This is a genomic window from Venatorbacter sp. C2-1 (assembly GCF_022832715.1).
GTDB classification, from domain to species: domain Bacteria; phylum Pseudomonadota; class Gammaproteobacteria; order Pseudomonadales; family Oceanobacteraceae; genus Venatoribacter; species Venatoribacter alkanivorans.
On record NZ_CP094879.1, the window covers coordinates 3310836 to 3324255 of the forward strand.

The 13420-nt window shown below is 55.2% G+C and carries 15 protein-coding genes; 7 read left to right on the forward strand and 8 right to left on the reverse strand.

Translation table 11 applies throughout. From position 1 onward, the window contains the following. Positions 1–131 precede the first annotated feature (131 nt). The gene (locus MT343_RS14845; protein WP_145466169.1) at positions 132–731 is read left to right on the forward strand and encodes an adenylate/guanylate cyclase domain-containing protein; all 600 of its coding nucleotides are present in this window, start codon (positions 132–134) and stop codon (positions 729–731) included. 76 nt (positions 732–807) lie between these two features. On the opposite strand, the gene efp is transcribed toward MT343_RS14845, so the two are convergent. Further along, complete coding sequence (efp, locus tag MT343_RS14850) at positions 808–1374, reverse strand: elongation factor P (protein ID WP_145466170.1); 567 nt, start codon at positions 1372–1374, stop codon at positions 808–810. A gap of 39 nt (positions 1375–1413) precedes the next feature. Beyond that, on the reverse strand, positions 1414–2610 hold the full coding sequence (gene earP / locus MT343_RS14855) for an elongation factor P maturation arginine rhamnosyltransferase EarP (protein ID WP_186435743.1): 1197 nt from the start codon (positions 2608–2610) through the stop codon (positions 1414–1416). Positions 2611–2780: 170 nt separating this feature from the next. Between earP and MT343_RS14860 the strand changes: the two genes are divergently transcribed. Continuing rightward, on the forward strand, positions 2781–3554 hold the full coding sequence (locus tag MT343_RS14860; RefSeq protein WP_145466172.1) for a transporter substrate-binding domain-containing protein: 774 nt from the start codon (positions 2781–2783) through the stop codon (positions 3552–3554). Here the strand turns inward: MT343_RS14860 and MT343_RS14865 are convergent. Then, positions 3539–3994, reverse strand: a complete 456-nt coding sequence (locus MT343_RS14865; RefSeq protein ID WP_145466173.1) for a hypothetical protein — start codon at positions 3992–3994, stop codon at positions 3539–3541. The genes MT343_RS14860 and MT343_RS14865 overlap by 16 nt on opposite strands. Positions 3995–4150: 156 nt before the next feature. Here MT343_RS14865 and MT343_RS14870 point away from each other — a divergent pair, with 156 nt between their 5' ends. From MT343_RS14870 to MT343_RS14890, 5 genes are all read left to right on the forward strand, one after another. Then, positions 4151–5713: a cryptochrome/photolyase family protein gene (locus MT343_RS14870; RefSeq protein WP_145466174.1), complete on the forward strand. Its 1563-nt coding sequence runs from the start codon at positions 4151–4153 to the stop codon at positions 5711–5713. Positions 5714–5715: 2 nt separating this feature from the next. Continuing rightward, positions 5716–5916 (forward strand): DUF2256 domain-containing protein, encoded by a 201-nt coding sequence (locus tag MT343_RS14875; RefSeq protein ID WP_145466176.1) that lies wholly within the window; start codon positions 5716–5718, stop codon positions 5914–5916. Then, positions 5916–7358 (forward strand): FAD-binding domain-containing protein, encoded by a 1443-nt coding sequence (locus MT343_RS14880; protein WP_222428429.1) that lies wholly within the window; start codon positions 5916–5918, stop codon positions 7356–7358. The genes MT343_RS14875 and MT343_RS14880 overlap by 1 nt, the downstream gene beginning before the upstream one ends. Before the next feature lie 98 nt (positions 7359–7456). After that, positions 7457–8386: a ZIP family metal transporter gene (locus tag MT343_RS14885; protein WP_145466177.1), complete on the forward strand. Its 930-nt coding sequence runs from the start codon at positions 7457–7459 to the stop codon at positions 8384–8386. 49 nt (positions 8387–8435) lie between these two features. After that, positions 8436–8912 (forward strand): Dps family protein, encoded by a 477-nt coding sequence (locus tag MT343_RS14890; protein WP_145466179.1) that lies wholly within the window; start codon positions 8436–8438, stop codon positions 8910–8912. Between the two features lie 27 nt (positions 8913–8939). Here the strand turns inward: MT343_RS14890 and MT343_RS14895 are convergent, their stop codons facing one another. The 5 genes from MT343_RS14895 to cbiB all read right to left on the reverse strand — a co-directional run bounded on the left by MT343_RS14895 (position 8940) and on the right by cbiB (position 13413). Next, positions 8940–9173: a thioredoxin family protein gene (locus MT343_RS14895; RefSeq protein ID WP_145466180.1), complete on the reverse strand. Its 234-nt coding sequence runs from the start codon at positions 9171–9173 to the stop codon at positions 8940–8942. Positions 9174–9202: 29 nt separating this feature from the next. After that, on the reverse strand, positions 9203–10192 hold the full coding sequence (locus tag MT343_RS14900; RefSeq protein ID WP_145466182.1) for a permease: 990 nt from the start codon (positions 10190–10192) through the stop codon (positions 9203–9205). Positions 10193–10347: 155 nt separating this feature from the next. Beyond that, positions 10348–11298 carry a cobalamin-binding protein gene (locus MT343_RS14905; RefSeq protein ID WP_243989411.1) on the reverse strand — a complete coding sequence of 317 codons (951 nt, stop codon included), beginning with the start codon at positions 11296–11298 and terminating at the stop codon, positions 10348–10350. Next, the gene (locus MT343_RS14910) at positions 11295–12350 is read right to left on the reverse strand and encodes an aminotransferase class I/II-fold pyridoxal phosphate-dependent enzyme (RefSeq protein ID WP_145466183.1); all 1056 of its coding nucleotides are present in this window, start codon (positions 12348–12350) and stop codon (positions 11295–11297) included. Before MT343_RS14910 ends, MT343_RS14905 begins: the two co-directional genes overlap by 4 nt. A gap of 1 nt (position 12351) precedes the next feature. Then, positions 12352–13413: an adenosylcobinamide-phosphate synthase CbiB gene (gene cbiB, locus MT343_RS14915; RefSeq protein WP_243989412.1), complete on the reverse strand. Its 1062-nt coding sequence runs from the start codon at positions 13411–13413 to the stop codon at positions 12352–12354. Positions 13414–13420: the final 7 nt, after the last annotated feature.

Consider the following 13420-nt stretch of genomic DNA (forward strand, 5'->3'; position numbering starts at 1 on the left):
CTCCCGGTAAAAAGAACGCCGGGGACAGACGCCTGCTGATGTAATAAAATACGCGCTGTTATCGCTCACGGAATCCGGCAATAACATGACGGATTAACATCAGGCAAGGGACTAAAAATCAGGAACTGGCAATGCGGGTCAATGATCACTCACCGCTGGCAGAATTGCTGCAGCAACATCACTTAAGCCATGGTTGCCCGGAATCGGCACAGGCGGTATGGCAGGCCTATGGCACAACCGCGGCGGTATTAATTACCGATATGAGCCGCTTCTCGGCCATTACCAAAGAAAAAGGCATTGTTTATTACCTGACATTAATTCAGCGTATGCAGGATATCGTTGAAGCCGTTACCACACAGTTTAATGGTACGCTGATTAAATACGTGGCTGACGATGCCTTTGTATTATTTGCCGACAGCGCTTCTGCCCTGAATGCATTGCGCGAAATCCGTCAGCGTCTGAAGCAGGATAATCAGCAATTTCCGCAGCATCACGATATTGAAATTGCCGCAGGTATTGCCTTTGGTGAGCTGCTGAATTTTCACGACCGCGAAATTTTCGGCGACCCGGTTAATGAAGCCAGCAAGCTGGGAGAAGACACCGCCGCTGCCTGGGAAATTCTGCTGACCGAAGCGGCCTACCATAATCTGCCAGCCGATATGCGGGTACACGAAAAAATGTGTGACCATGCCTTCGGAAAACTGACGATCCGCACCTATTATATGAGCTGAAAAACAACACCCGTCCTTTTCAGACAGACATAAAAAAAGCTGCCGGAGCAGCTTTTTTTATGCACGCAAAAACCAATCAGTTTTTTGCACGGCCTTTGAATTCACCGGTACGGGTATCGATTTCGATGGCATCACCGATTTCAACGAACGCAGCAACCTGCAGTTCATAACCGTTTTCCAGAGTGGCCATTTTCATCACTTTACCAGAGGTGTCACCACGAACCGCAGGCTCGGTGTAAGACACAGTACGGACGATGGTGGTAGGCAGCTCGATGCTGATGGCTTTGCCTTCGTAGAAAACCGCTTCACATACGTCGGTCATACCGTCGGTCATGAAGTTCAGGGTGTCACCCAGGTTTTCTTTTTCCACTTCGATCTGGTTGTACTCTTCATCCATAAACACGTACAGCGGATCTGCGAAGTAAGAGTAGGTTACCTGGCTGCGTTCCAGAATGATGGGTTCCAGCTTGTCATCAGCCTTGAAAACCGGCTCCTGCGACGCACCGGTCAGCAGGTTCTTCAGTTTCATTTTTACAACAGCGGCGTTACGGCCGGATTTGTTGAATTCAGCTTTCAGGACAACCCATGCCTGACCGTTCAGGCTCAGTACCTGACCGGCACGAAATTCGTTAGCAGTTTTCATAGAGAATTACCGGATATCAGTCGTTAAAAATGCGCTGCACTATACCCGATCCGTGGCGTAATGCACGAGATTTGATGCAAGGTCGCCAAGCGCCTGTAGCTGCTGTTGCCAGGCAACAGCATGGGTCTGCCATGCTGGCAGCTGTTGCAGCAGCCCGTGCCAGTGTTCATGCGCCTCAGCGCCTGCTGTCAACGCACTCTCCGGTGCCTGATTCCAGTGCCGGAATGCCCCCACCAGATGCTCAGCCAGCACGCGGTCTGACAGGTTATTGCGGTCACAATACAGGCCAAGAAAGGCCTCCAGTTTATCCAGATGCGCATCTTCTTCCTGGCGGTAGATATGCCACAACATAGGCTTGCCCAGCATCTGCGCACGGACAAAGGATTCCTCTCCGCGCACAAGATTCAGATCACACATGGCCAGCAGCTGGTCGTATTGTGGCTGTGACATAAATGGCAGCAGCGAAATACTCAGTCTGCCGCGCTGATAGGTGTGCCCGGCCCGCGTCGTTTCACCCAGCCAGTCATCCAGCCCCGCCGATACCCGTCCTGCCGGAACCAGCAGGTGTACTGTCTGCGGCCAGGCCTGCAGCGCATCCAGCAAACCGGCCAGGGCCGGATTTTCGTAGGCAAACAGGCTGATCTGCAGCGCACAATCTGCCAGAACAGGCGCCAGACCAAAGCTGCTCAGAAACGCCTGACGTGCCGCACTTTCGGCCATCTGTTGTGGCAATAGTGCCAGTTCCGGTTCGCACAACAGGCCGCCGGTGCCCTGAACAAAACCGGGAAAGAAGAAGGTTTTGCTCAGCCCGTGTACCGGCGACTGACTGAGGTGAAAACCGGGCACCCAGTCTTCGGCGCTCAGGTATTCCAGATTGATCCAGCAGGCCGTGCGCTCACGCTGCTGCATGGCTGCGATATAGCTTTCCGGCAACTCACAGGCAAAGGCTTCAATCACCACATCACCGGTCTGCTGCGGGCTGAGCAGTGGAAAATCTTCAGCCCAGTGCCGGATCACAATCCCCTGCTGTTGCTGCTCTGCCAGAGAGCAATCCAGCGCCGGGCATAACGCGCGGAAACTGCTCAGGTCATCCACCCAGAGCGTTACCTGCTGACCATGTTGCTGGTGCAGTTGCCGCGCCAGACGCCAGCACACGCCAATATCGCCAAAGTTATCGATCACCCGGCAGAACAGGTGCCAGTGGCGTTGTGAAGTCGAGTCGGGCATCAGGCTCATGCAAGGGTATCCGGCAGGAAAAAGGCCAGCATCATAGAAGGCCACACAGGGCGAGGAAAGTCCGTAAGTACAGACGGTGGCGATTGGCGGATTAAAGTCATGCTCAGTTATGAGTCCGGACACATATTTCTGCTAATCTTCTGATACATTGGCTAACAAATAACCAATATATGAATACTGTTTTGCATCTGTGCCTGCTCATACTGAGCTGCCTGACACTGACCGCTACCGCCGGGCCGCTGGCAGGCAATCAGGCGTTCGCGCCGGTATCGGCAAATGCAGCACCGGACACCCTGCTGATCGGCGTAGAAACCACCGACTACGCTCCCTATTACCATATGCAGGATGAGCGCTACAGCGGCATGGCACGTGATCTGCTGGATGCTTTTCTCGCCGATGCGCACCTGTTAGCCGACTATCACCCGTTACCGGTGCCACGCCTGTTTCTGCAGTTCACTCATAACCAGCTCGACTTCAAATTTCCCGATAATCCACAGTGGTCAGAAAACCTGAAAGCCGGCCTCACCATTCACTACAGTCAGCCGGTATTCCAGGTCAGTGAAGCCGTAATGATACTCAACGATCACCAGGGACCGGTGCGCAATGTCGGCACCATTATGGGATTTACCACACCGGGCATCAGCTCTGCCCTGAGTCGGGGAGATATCGCCCTGACCGAAGTCACGGGGATGGAGCAGCTGCTGAAAATGCTCGAATCCGGTCGCATCGACGGTATCTACTTCAACGTCCGGGTAGCACAGGAAGCAGCCGCCAGGCGTACACAACCGCTGCAACTGACCATGCTGAAAGACATTGCCCCCTACCGTTATGCTTACCACCTTTCCAGTATCCGTCATCCCCGCCTGATTGAACGCTTCGACCGCTTTATGCGTGAGAACCCGGAAGTGATCCGTGCGATCCGCCAGAGTTATGATCTGCCCTGATGGCTGTCGACTCCTAACAACGGGTCCAGTTCATCATTCAGTTCAAACCCTTCTTCTTTCAGCCAGGCCAGAGCCACATCAACACTGCTGAACGCCCGGCGCTGAAAACCTTGCTCAGAGCCGGTGACCAAATCCTCAAGCTGCAGTTTTTTCAGTAGCGATGGTTGGTACACATGAGCTGCGCGCCGCAGACCATTATCAATACACCAGTGCACCAGCGCCTCAATCACCGGCCCCATTTCCGGCACGCCTAACTGCCAGTCATCGAGTAAAACCATATGTCCCCAGGGCGCAGAGGCCAGCCCGGCGGCATGTTCGCGGAAGTGACGGTCAAAGGCTCTGGCCGCTTCTTCATTCCAGCTGCCGGACAAACGGGCAACCAGAATATTACCGTTGGTACTGAGTACAAATTCGCCATGCTGAATACGTGTGTTGAGCATATAAACCCCCGATATGCCGCTGCCCGATAAGCATAGCTGAGCCGCTGCAGCGCCCTGATGGCCAACAAAAAATAACCTGCAGCGGATGAGTCTCCACTGGCAATACACATAAAAAGCTATACACTAATTATACATAAACAGATTTTTGTATAACTAATGAAATATCTGGGTCTTATCCTCGCCGATCAGCTGAGCTCATCACTGGCCAGTCTGCGCGCACTGAATCCGCAGCGGGACGTGCTGTTAATGGCCGAGGTCGCTGAAGAAGCCACCTACGTTGCCCACCATGTGCAGAAAATTGCCCTGCTGTTCTCGGCTATGCGCCATTTTGCCGAGGAGCTGCGCCGTGCCGGCTGGACCGTAATCTACCGTCCGCTGGATGCACCGGATAATGACCACAGCCTGCTCGATGTCGTTCGCCGAACCCTGCAGGAACAGCAATGCAGTGGCCTGATGCTGACACGCTGCGGAGAATATCGCCTGCAAACAGCGATGGATAATCAGTGGTCAGCAACGCTTGGCGTCCCGGTAAGCGTATTTGAAGACGACCGTTTTATCTGCCCGCCCGCCGACTTCGCGCACTGGGCTGCCGGCCGCAAACAGCTGCGTATGGAATACTTTTACCGCGATATGCGGCGCAAAACCGGTCTGCTGATGGACGGTGACAAGCCCGTCGGCGGGCAATGGAATTTCGATGCCGATAACCGCGCGGCCTATAAGGGCGAAATACCGGTACCGGCGCAGCTCAGTTTTACTCGCGATGCCATCGATAGCGACGTACTGCAACTGGTAAGCACCCGCTTCTCCGGGCCAGACAACCGCCACCCCGGCCAGCTGCAGCCCTTCCGCTGGGCGACTACGAGGAAGCAGGCACTCACTGCGCTGCAGCACTTTATTCAGCACCGTCTGGCGCACTTCGGACGTTATCAGGACGCCATGGTCAGCCACAACAGCCTGGGCGAACGCGCCGATTTTATGTTTCACAGCCTGCTGTCGCCCTACCTCAACTGCGGCCTGCTGACCCCGCTGGAAGTGTGCAAAGCCGCCGAAGCCGCTTATTACCATGGTCAGGCGCCGCTGGCGGCGGTGGAGGGTTTTATCCGCCAGATCATCGGCTGGCGCGAATACGTGCGCGGTATTTACTGGGCCTTTATGCCGGAGTACGCCACCCGCAACAGCCAGCACAACGAGCGTGCTCTCCCCTGGTTTTACTGGACTGGAAAAACGCAGATGCACTGCATGAGTGAGTGCTTCCGCACCACCTTCGCTAACGCCTACGCGCACCATATTCAGCGCTTAATGGTGACGGGTAATTTCGCCCTGCTGGCCGGAATCCGCCCGCAAGAGATTTGCGACTGGTATCTGGCCGTGTACGCCGACGCCTACGACTGGGTGGAATTACCGAATACGCTGGGCATGATGATGCACGCCGACGGTGGCCTTTTGGGCAGCAAACCCTACTGCGCCTCCGGCAGTTACATTGCCCGCCAGTCAGACTACTGCGGCCACTGCCGCTACAACGTGAAAACCAGCGAGCAGCCCGACAGCTGCCCGTTCAACAGCCTGTACTGGCACTTTTTAATCCGCCACCGCGGGCAATTCGCCGCCAATCCACGCATGGCCATGATGTACCGCAGTTACGACCGCATGGCTGCGGCCAAACAACAGGCGATTCTGGCCCGGGCGGAACACTGTCTGATCCATCTGGAGACTCTGTAACCATGGGCCTGCTGAATGGCTTCCGTAACCCCCATAACCTGCCGGTCAAAGCCTGTGCGCACTGTGGCCGGCCGTTCTGCTGGCGGCGTAAATGGGCGCGCAGCTGGGACTACGTGAAGTACTGCAGCAAAGGTTGCAAACACAGGGCACAAAAAACACCGGCCAATATATGCGCCGCCGCTTCCGTGGAGGATGAATTCTGATGACGTCCCGCCCCATCAATCTGGTGTGGCTGCGCAACGATCTGCGCCTGCACGACCATCCTGTTTTTCAGCATCTGGCCGCTCAGGGCGAATGCCCGGGTATGGCGGTGGTGTTTATTCTGCCGCAACACTGGCAGCAGCCGACGGCAGAATATCCGGGCCTGACCCGGCTGGGACTGGCCAGGGCCCGCTTCCTGCGCGCCTGTCTGATTGATGTGCAGCGCAGCCTGTATCAGCAGAATATCCGCCTCAGCCTGCTCGGCGGTGACCCGGTCAGCCTGCTGCGTGACTGGTATGCCCAACAGCCGTTTCACCTGCACACCAGCGTCGCCCAGGCGCCGGAAGAAGAACACTGGCTGAATGCCATTGCCGCTTTTGCACCGGTCAGCACCTACGAAACCCAGACGCTGTTCAGCCAGCAACAGCTGGCGGAATTGCTCAGCTCAGACAACTGGCCCGACAGCTACAGCGCCTTCAGCCGCTGGCTCGATAAGCACGGCTTACCCGGCGCTATAGCCGCGCCGCTGCCGCCCACCATGCTCAGTGCCAATCCCCTCGAAGCACCGCTCAAAGCCGCCGTGCAGTGGCCGGATCATCAGCTGCATCAGGTGCCGTCCTGGGCCGGGCGCGTTCCGGCAACAACCTTTCATGGCGGCGAAGACGCCGGATTACGCCATCTTGCGGCCTATCTGGGGCGGGAAAATGCCATTCGTCACTACCGTGATACACGCAACCAGCTCTGCACGGCGCCGCTCAGTCAGGCTGACAATCCTTACGCCGGCAGCCGCTTTGCCAGCCAGCTCAGTCCCTGGCTAGCCTGGGGCGCATTATCGGTGCGTAAGGTATGGGCCGATATTGTGCGCTGGGAGAGTCTGCATGGCGCAAGCGAACACAATAGCTGGCTGAAAAAAGAACTGCTGTGGCGCGAGTATTTTCACTGGGCGCTGCGCCTCAAAGGATCTGCGCTGTTCCGTAACCCCGCACCTCAGCCGTTCGCTGACACACGCTGGCAAGCCTGGTGTGAAGCGCGCACCGGCTATCCGGTGATCGATGCCGGCCTGCGTGAGCTGATCCACACCGGCTACAGCTCCAACCGTATGCGTCAGTGGCTGGCGAGCTTTTTTATCCATGAACTGAAACTCGACTGGCGCCTTGGCGCACGCTTCTTTGAGCAACACCTGATCGATGCTGATGTCGCCAGTAACTGGGGCAACTGGGCCTATATCGCCGGTTGCGGCCAGGACCCGCGCGGCGGGCGCTGTTTTAACCTCAACAAACAGCTGGAACTGTATGACCCGCACCTCACGCACCTGCGGCAATGGCTGCCGGAACTGAGCAGCGTAACCCTGAGTCAGGTGCAGCAACATCAGAGCGGTGGCCCGACGCTGCCTTTGTGGCCAGCAGCAACCTGTGCAGCGCCAGCCGCTCCGACTCATAGTTAAAAACTTATGAACGTATCATTTTAATAAAATAGCTTCTATGAATAGCCACTCTACAATAGGGGGATTCAAACAACAGACTCCGGCTCAGTGAGGTTTTCATGGACATAAGCCAACGCTCCAGCAACCAATGGCTGGCGATTTTCCGCCAGCATGCGATTGAGCACCCTTATATAGCCGCAGCACTGGCGGCGGCACTGGCACTGGTCAGCGTGTTGCTGGTGCAGAGTCTGATTCAGGTATTGACCACCGACAGCAGCCTGTTCGGCCGTTATGCCTTGTTGGGTGGCAGCGCCGGCTTTATCGCCACCGCGCTGGGCGCTTTACCCGCCTTAATGCTGAAAAGAATCCCGCAGGCTGCGGAAGATGCCATGCTCGGCTTTGCCGCCGGCATGATGCTCGCCGCTTCAGCATTTTCGCTGCTGTTACCCGGCATTGAAGCCGGTACGGAGTTATTGCAAAGCGCCACACAGGGCGGACTCATTGTGGTGTTCGGCATGTTTATGGGCGTGGCGCTGATGCTCGGGCTGGATGAATTTACCCCGCATGAGCACGACAAAACCGGCCCCTGTGGCCCGGGCCATGAACGTTGCGGCAGAGCCTGGCTATTTGTGTTCGCCATTGCTCTGCACAATCTGCCGGAAGGCATGGCCGTAGGTGTCAGCTTTGCCCAGGGCGATTTAACCGTGGGTCTGCCACTGGCGACGGCCATCGCCCTGCAGGATATTCCCGAAGGTCTGGCGGTTGCGCTCACACTGCGCGCCGCCGGCTTCAGCCCACTGTTTGCGGTATTGGTTGCCGCAGGCAGCGGTTTGCTGGAACCGGTCGGAGCATTATTGGGCGTAAGCCTGGGCGGCGGGTTATTACTCGCTTATCCGATCGGACTTGGACTGGCCGCTGGTGCTATGTTGTTTGTGGTGTCCCATGAAGTGATTCCGGAAACACACCGCAACGGCCACCAGACCGTCGCCACACTGGGATTAATGACCGGTTTTGCCTTAATGATGATTTTGGATACCACGCTCGGTTAAGAGCGAGGCAAAAAGACTACTTTTATCAAAGCAACCGCAGGAGCAGCTTATGACCACCGTCAATATTGGCATCAGTGCCGAACACCGTGAAGCCATCAGCCAGGGACTCGGCCGCTTACTGGCCGACACCTATACGCTGTACTTAACCACCCATAATTTTCACTGGAACATTACCGGGCCGATGTTCAACAGCCTGCACGCCATGTTTATGACCCAGTACACCGAACTGTGGAACGCCGTCGATCCGATTGCCGAACGCATCCGTTCGCTTGGCCATGTGGCACCGGGTTCCTACGCACAGTTTGCCAAGTTGGCATCATTGCCGGATGCCCCACAGGTGCCGCCAAAGGCCACAGAGATGATCCGCATTCTGGCCGATGGCCACGAAGCCACCGCCCGCACAGCACGCAGCCTGTTTAAACTGGTGGAGGAAGCATCCGACGAACCGACCGCTGATTTATTAACCCAGCGGCTGGCCATTCACGAGCAGACCGCCTGGATGCTGCGCGCACAGCTGGAAGAATAATCACTCAGGCCCATAAGGCTGGCTGTGTTATTGCAGCCAGCTTTCAATATCCTCACGGTGTGGAATCGAGCCGCTGTGTACCAGCTGCTCATCCACCACCACCGCCGGTGTACGCATAACGCCATAATTCATCATGGCTTCCGGGCTGGTTTCTTTAATTAATTCAATTTCTGTTTGTTTTTCTGCGGCGATAGCGCTGATTGATTGCGCAGTTTTTTCGCATTTACTGCATCCTGAGCCCAGCACTTTAATCACTTTCATTATTGCTCCTTAGCCACGACTATGACTTTTTACAGATAGGGAGTGAGCGCATTCAATACCCAACCAATCAGGGTGAAAGCCACCAGCAGCATGAGAAAAATCAGCGCCAGAAGACGGATTTTCATGACCTGTTTCAGCAGGATAAATTCGGGAAAACTGGCGGCAACCGTGCTCATACAAAACGCCAGCGTAGTACCCACCGGCAGGCCTTTGGTAATCAGACTCTCCATCACCGGAATCACCCCGGTGGCGTTGGAATACAGCGGAATACCCGCCAGTACCGCAGCCGGTACAGACCACCATTCTCCCTGCCCCAAGGTGTCAGATACCCACTGATCGGGCACAAAACCGTGCAATCCGGCGCCCAGCCCCACGCCTAAGATGACCCACTTCCATACGCGGGAAAAAATATCGGTCATTTCTTCTTTGGCAAATTCATGACGTTCTTTCAGAGTCATACTGCCGGCGGTCGCGATTCCGGTATAACCGGCCTGTTGCGCCTGATTGTAAGCACGGGCGGCAAAAGGCTGCAGCCAGCGTTCGGCTTTTAACAAATGCAATACCAGACCACCGGCTACGCCGACGGCCATGCCGGTAACGATATACAGCAGCGTGAATTTCCAGCCGAGCAGGCTCATCAGCAACAGTACGGCCACTTCATTAATCAGCGGTGACGTCAGCAGAAATGCCATGGTAATACCCACCGGAATACCGGCAGAAGTAAATCCGAGAAAAACAGGAATGCTGGAGCAGGAGCAGAACGGCGTAATGGCACCAAAGGCCGAGCCCAGTAATAAGCCCAGCCCGGTATGTTTGCGCGCCAGATAATCGCGCACCCGCTCAACATTCAGCGAGGCTCTGAGCAGCGCGATGATATAAATCATCAGCAGTAACAGGGCAAAGATTTTACTGACGTCTTCAACAAAGAAGTGCAGCGCATCGCCCCACTTACTCTGGGCCGACAAGCCCGCTAAATCGAATACCAACCAGTCGGCCAGACGGGTGAAGATTTCCAACATATCAGTCTCCGCTTATCGTCAGCTAAGCTGTGCCCGACAGAGCACCACACCAGTAACGTTAAGCGCAGTGTAGCGGAAAAGTGCTGCCGGCCTCTTGATCTGCGGCATCAGGATCAGACAGCGGCGCGAAACAGACTGACAATGTATACCCGGCCTTAATCAGCCATGGTTTGCTGCTTTTTCCGCGTTTGCTCCATGGCTTCGCACAACTGACGGGTACCCAGTAAAAAACGCGGCGTCGGCCGGTGCAATAAATCCGGATGAATATGATAAAGACTGCTGGTTTTAACCGCCGTCAGATGCTGGTACTGCCCCCAGGCGTCTAACCAGTCGGGGCGGCTTTCGCCCATGCCGCTGGCTACAATCACATCCGGGTTCATTTCCAGCACCGACTCGATACTGACCTGAGGCGCTTTAATATCCAGATCGGCGTACACGTTACGGCCACCGCAAAGTTCAATAGCACGGGAAATAAAGGTATCGCCATTCTGAGTTAATAATGGCTGATGCCAGACCTGATAAAAAACCGTTAATGGCTTTTTATCGGAATACTGCGCCCGTAACTGCGCCACCTGATGGCGGAAATCGGCCGCTACCTTTTCGCCTTCTGCTTTATGGCCAGACGCCGTGGCAAAGTTTTCCAGATTACGGGCGATGGTTTCGTAGGTATTCGGATCACTGACGAATATTTCATAGCCGAGTTGCTTCAGGCGCGACAAATCGCGGGTCGGATTGCCTTCCGGCCAGGCGATAATCAGATCAGGCTCAAGGGCCACAATGGCTTCGATATTCAGGGCCGAATAGCCACCAACGCGTGGAATACTTTTTGCGTCTTCCGGGTAATCCGAATACTGCACGGCTCCGACAATGGCATCACCACCACCCACCGCAAACAACAGTTCGGTGCTGTGCGGAATCAGGCTGACAATGCGCTGTGCCGGCTGTGAAAAATGATGCACCGTACCGGCATCGTCGGTCAGACTGAATGCTTTGCTGTGCATAGCAACCGGACTTTCCGGATTTTTCTCTGCCGCAGCAAACAGCACAGAGCTGCAGAAAGACAGCACGATTAATGTAGCTGGTATCCGTAATGTATTCAGTATCATAAAAGGAATTCTCTCAGCTCATTCAGCGCTTGCTGTAGCTGTTGTTGTTTACAGGCATCATCGCCCACCAATCCCAGGCGGATTAACTGCTGCTGTTTAAAGCAGCGGCTCCATATATAGCGTTCGGCTAAAAAAGTCTGAACCCGCTCGGCATCGGAAAATTTCAGGGTAAAAAATAAATCACTTTCCCCTGCCAGAAAAAAACCGTTCAGCCACTGCGCCATTAATTCATGATTTTTTTTCAGACGCACACGCTGCCGGGCAATCCACTGATGATCACTCAGCGCCTGCTGTGCCAGCCACAGACTGTGTCCGGCCACCGGCCAGGGGCCGAGTCTGTTGGCCAGATTCTGCAGCACATCGGCCGCGGCAAACACCACACCAATACGCAGCCCCGCCAGACCAAAAAATTTCCCCAGCGAGCGTAATACCAGCATATTATCCGTCAGCGTCCGGGTTAACAGGCTGTCGTCTGGCGTACAATCCATAAAGGCTTCGTCACACAATAACCACCCCTGGAGTTGGTGTTGCTGTAACTGTTCAGCCCAGCCGTGCAATTCAGCAGTACTGAAGCGTTCACCACCGGGGTTTCCCGGATTAACCAGCACCAGCATATCGGGTAATTCGTGGTCGTTATCGGTAGCCGCATTAAATGCCTGACGAATATCGTCTGCGGTTTTTTCATACACAGAATGCCCGGCTTTTTTCCAGCACAATGCATGTTCACCATAGGTACCGGCCAGAATCCACACATTGCCACGACTGAAACAGCCGGGTAATTCCGCAATGGCGCGCTGGCTGCCGGGAACCAGCAAACCGTCATGGCTATAATAGGTGCGGACTGCACGGTTTAAGTCAGGCTGAATGCCGGGTAAATCGTGAATAAACTGCGCCGGGCAGGATAACCCCTGCCCGCGTTCAGACCACCAACAATAAGGGCTGACCGCACTGGATAAATCCAACCACTGCTGTGGTTCACCGCCAAATTGTTTGATTGCGCGCTGCAGATCGGCACCGTGAACAACGGTTTCGGCTACGTTAATTAATTGCATATCAGCCCCCGAAAACCATCTGAATAATGGCGTTCAGCAGCAGAGTGACAAACAGCCAGAACAGGAAAAACAGAGACAGACTGCGCTTAACCAGCTTCACCGCCGGTACAATATGCTGTGGCTTCGCGGCGATACCGCAACCCATCGGCGGCTTATTCTTCCACTCGCCGTGATAACAGGCACGCTCACTTAAGCGGATATTTAATGCGCCGGCACCGGCGGTCATTACCGCGCCACCATTCGGACTGGCGCAGTGTTTTGCCTGTGTACGCCAGCAGCGCCAGGCATCTTTTCTGTTCGGCCCGGCGAGCATAAAACACCAGGCGGTAATACGCGCAGGCCAGTAAGCCAGCACATCATCCAGCCGTGCGGCCGCGCGGCCAAAGTAATTAAAACGCGGATTACGGTAGCCCCACATCGCATCCAGCGTATTTACCCAGCGATGCAGAAGAGCAGGCAATGCACCACCAACAGCAAACCAGAATAATGAGGCAAATAAGGCATCGGATGAATTTTCCAGCAGGCTTTCAATATCGGCCTGAGCAATTTCATCGGCCGATAACTGCGCGGTATCACGGCTGACAATCCAGCCGAGTTTTTCCCGGGCAGAGGCAATATTGTTCTGTTCCAGTGCACTGGCTACGGCCAGTACATGCTGTTGCAGACTTTGCCAGCCAATACAGCTGTACAACACCAGCACCTGTACGATTACCCACAGCAGCAGGGATTGCTGCGCCAGCCAGATAAACAATAAGGCCAGTGGCAGCAGAGGCAACAAAGCCATCAGCAGCGCCAATAAGCCACGCCCGATCGTGGCAGGCTCAGTTACTTTTTCAGGACGATTAAAACGCGACTCCAGCCAGGCGGCCCAGCGGCCGAACGCGACCAGCGGATGAAAACGCGACGGTTCGCCGAAAAGACGATCACACGCTAATGCCAGCAGCATAAGCCCGCCCATAAAGAACAACAGCAACAACGGGGGAAGATGGCTAACGCCGGCGGGAAAAAATCCACTGAACAGGGGAATCATGTCATACAATGGCCGGTAAATTTCAGACGCCAAGTGTACC

Excerpts from the sequence above, each read along its gene's own strand:
- MT343_RS14870 (WP_145466174.1), top strand. The coding sequence starts at position 4,151 with ATGAAATATCTGGGTCTTATCCTCGCCGATCAGCTGAGCTCATCACTG.
- MT343_RS14900 (WP_145466182.1), bottom strand. The coding sequence starts at position 10,192 with ATGTTGGAAATCTTCACCCGTCTGGCCGACTGGTTGGTATTCGATTTA.
- MT343_RS14910 (WP_145466183.1), bottom strand. The coding sequence starts at position 12,350 with ATGCAATTAATTAACGTAGCCGAAACCGTTGTTCACGGTGCCGATCTG.
- MT343_RS14890 (WP_145466179.1), top strand. The coding sequence starts at position 8,436 with ATGACCACCGTCAATATTGGCATCAGTGCCGAACACCGTGAAGCCATC.
- MT343_RS14895 (WP_145466180.1), bottom strand. The coding sequence starts at position 9,173 with ATGAAAGTGATTAAAGTGCTGGGCTCAGGATGCAGTAAATGCGAAAAA.
- MT343_RS14885 (WP_145466177.1), top strand. The coding sequence starts at position 7,457 with ATGGACATAAGCCAACGCTCCAGCAACCAATGGCTGGCGATTTTCCGC.
- MT343_RS14845 (WP_145466169.1), top strand. The coding sequence starts at position 132 with ATGCGGGTCAATGATCACTCACCGCTGGCAGAATTGCTGCAGCAACAT.
- MT343_RS14865 (WP_145466173.1), bottom strand. The coding sequence starts at position 3,994 with ATGCTCAACACACGTATTCAGCATGGCGAATTTGTACTCAGTACCAAC.
- MT343_RS14875 (WP_145466176.1), top strand. The coding sequence starts at position 5,716 with ATGGGCCTGCTGAATGGCTTCCGTAACCCCCATAACCTGCCGGTCAAA.
- efp (WP_145466170.1), bottom strand. The coding sequence starts at position 1,374 with ATGAAAACTGCTAACGAATTTCGTGCCGGTCAGGTACTGAGCCTGAAC.
- MT343_RS14880 (WP_222428429.1), top strand. The coding sequence starts at position 5,916 with ATGACGTCCCGCCCCATCAATCTGGTGTGGCTGCGCAACGATCTGCGC.
- MT343_RS14860 (WP_145466172.1), top strand. The coding sequence starts at position 2,781 with ATGAATACTGTTTTGCATCTGTGCCTGCTCATACTGAGCTGCCTGACA.
- MT343_RS14905 (WP_243989411.1), bottom strand. The coding sequence starts at position 11,298 with ATGATACTGAATACATTACGGATACCAGCTACATTAATCGTGCTGTCT.
- earP (WP_186435743.1), bottom strand. The coding sequence starts at position 2,610 with ATGAGCCTGATGCCCGACTCGACTTCACAACGCCACTGGCACCTGTTC.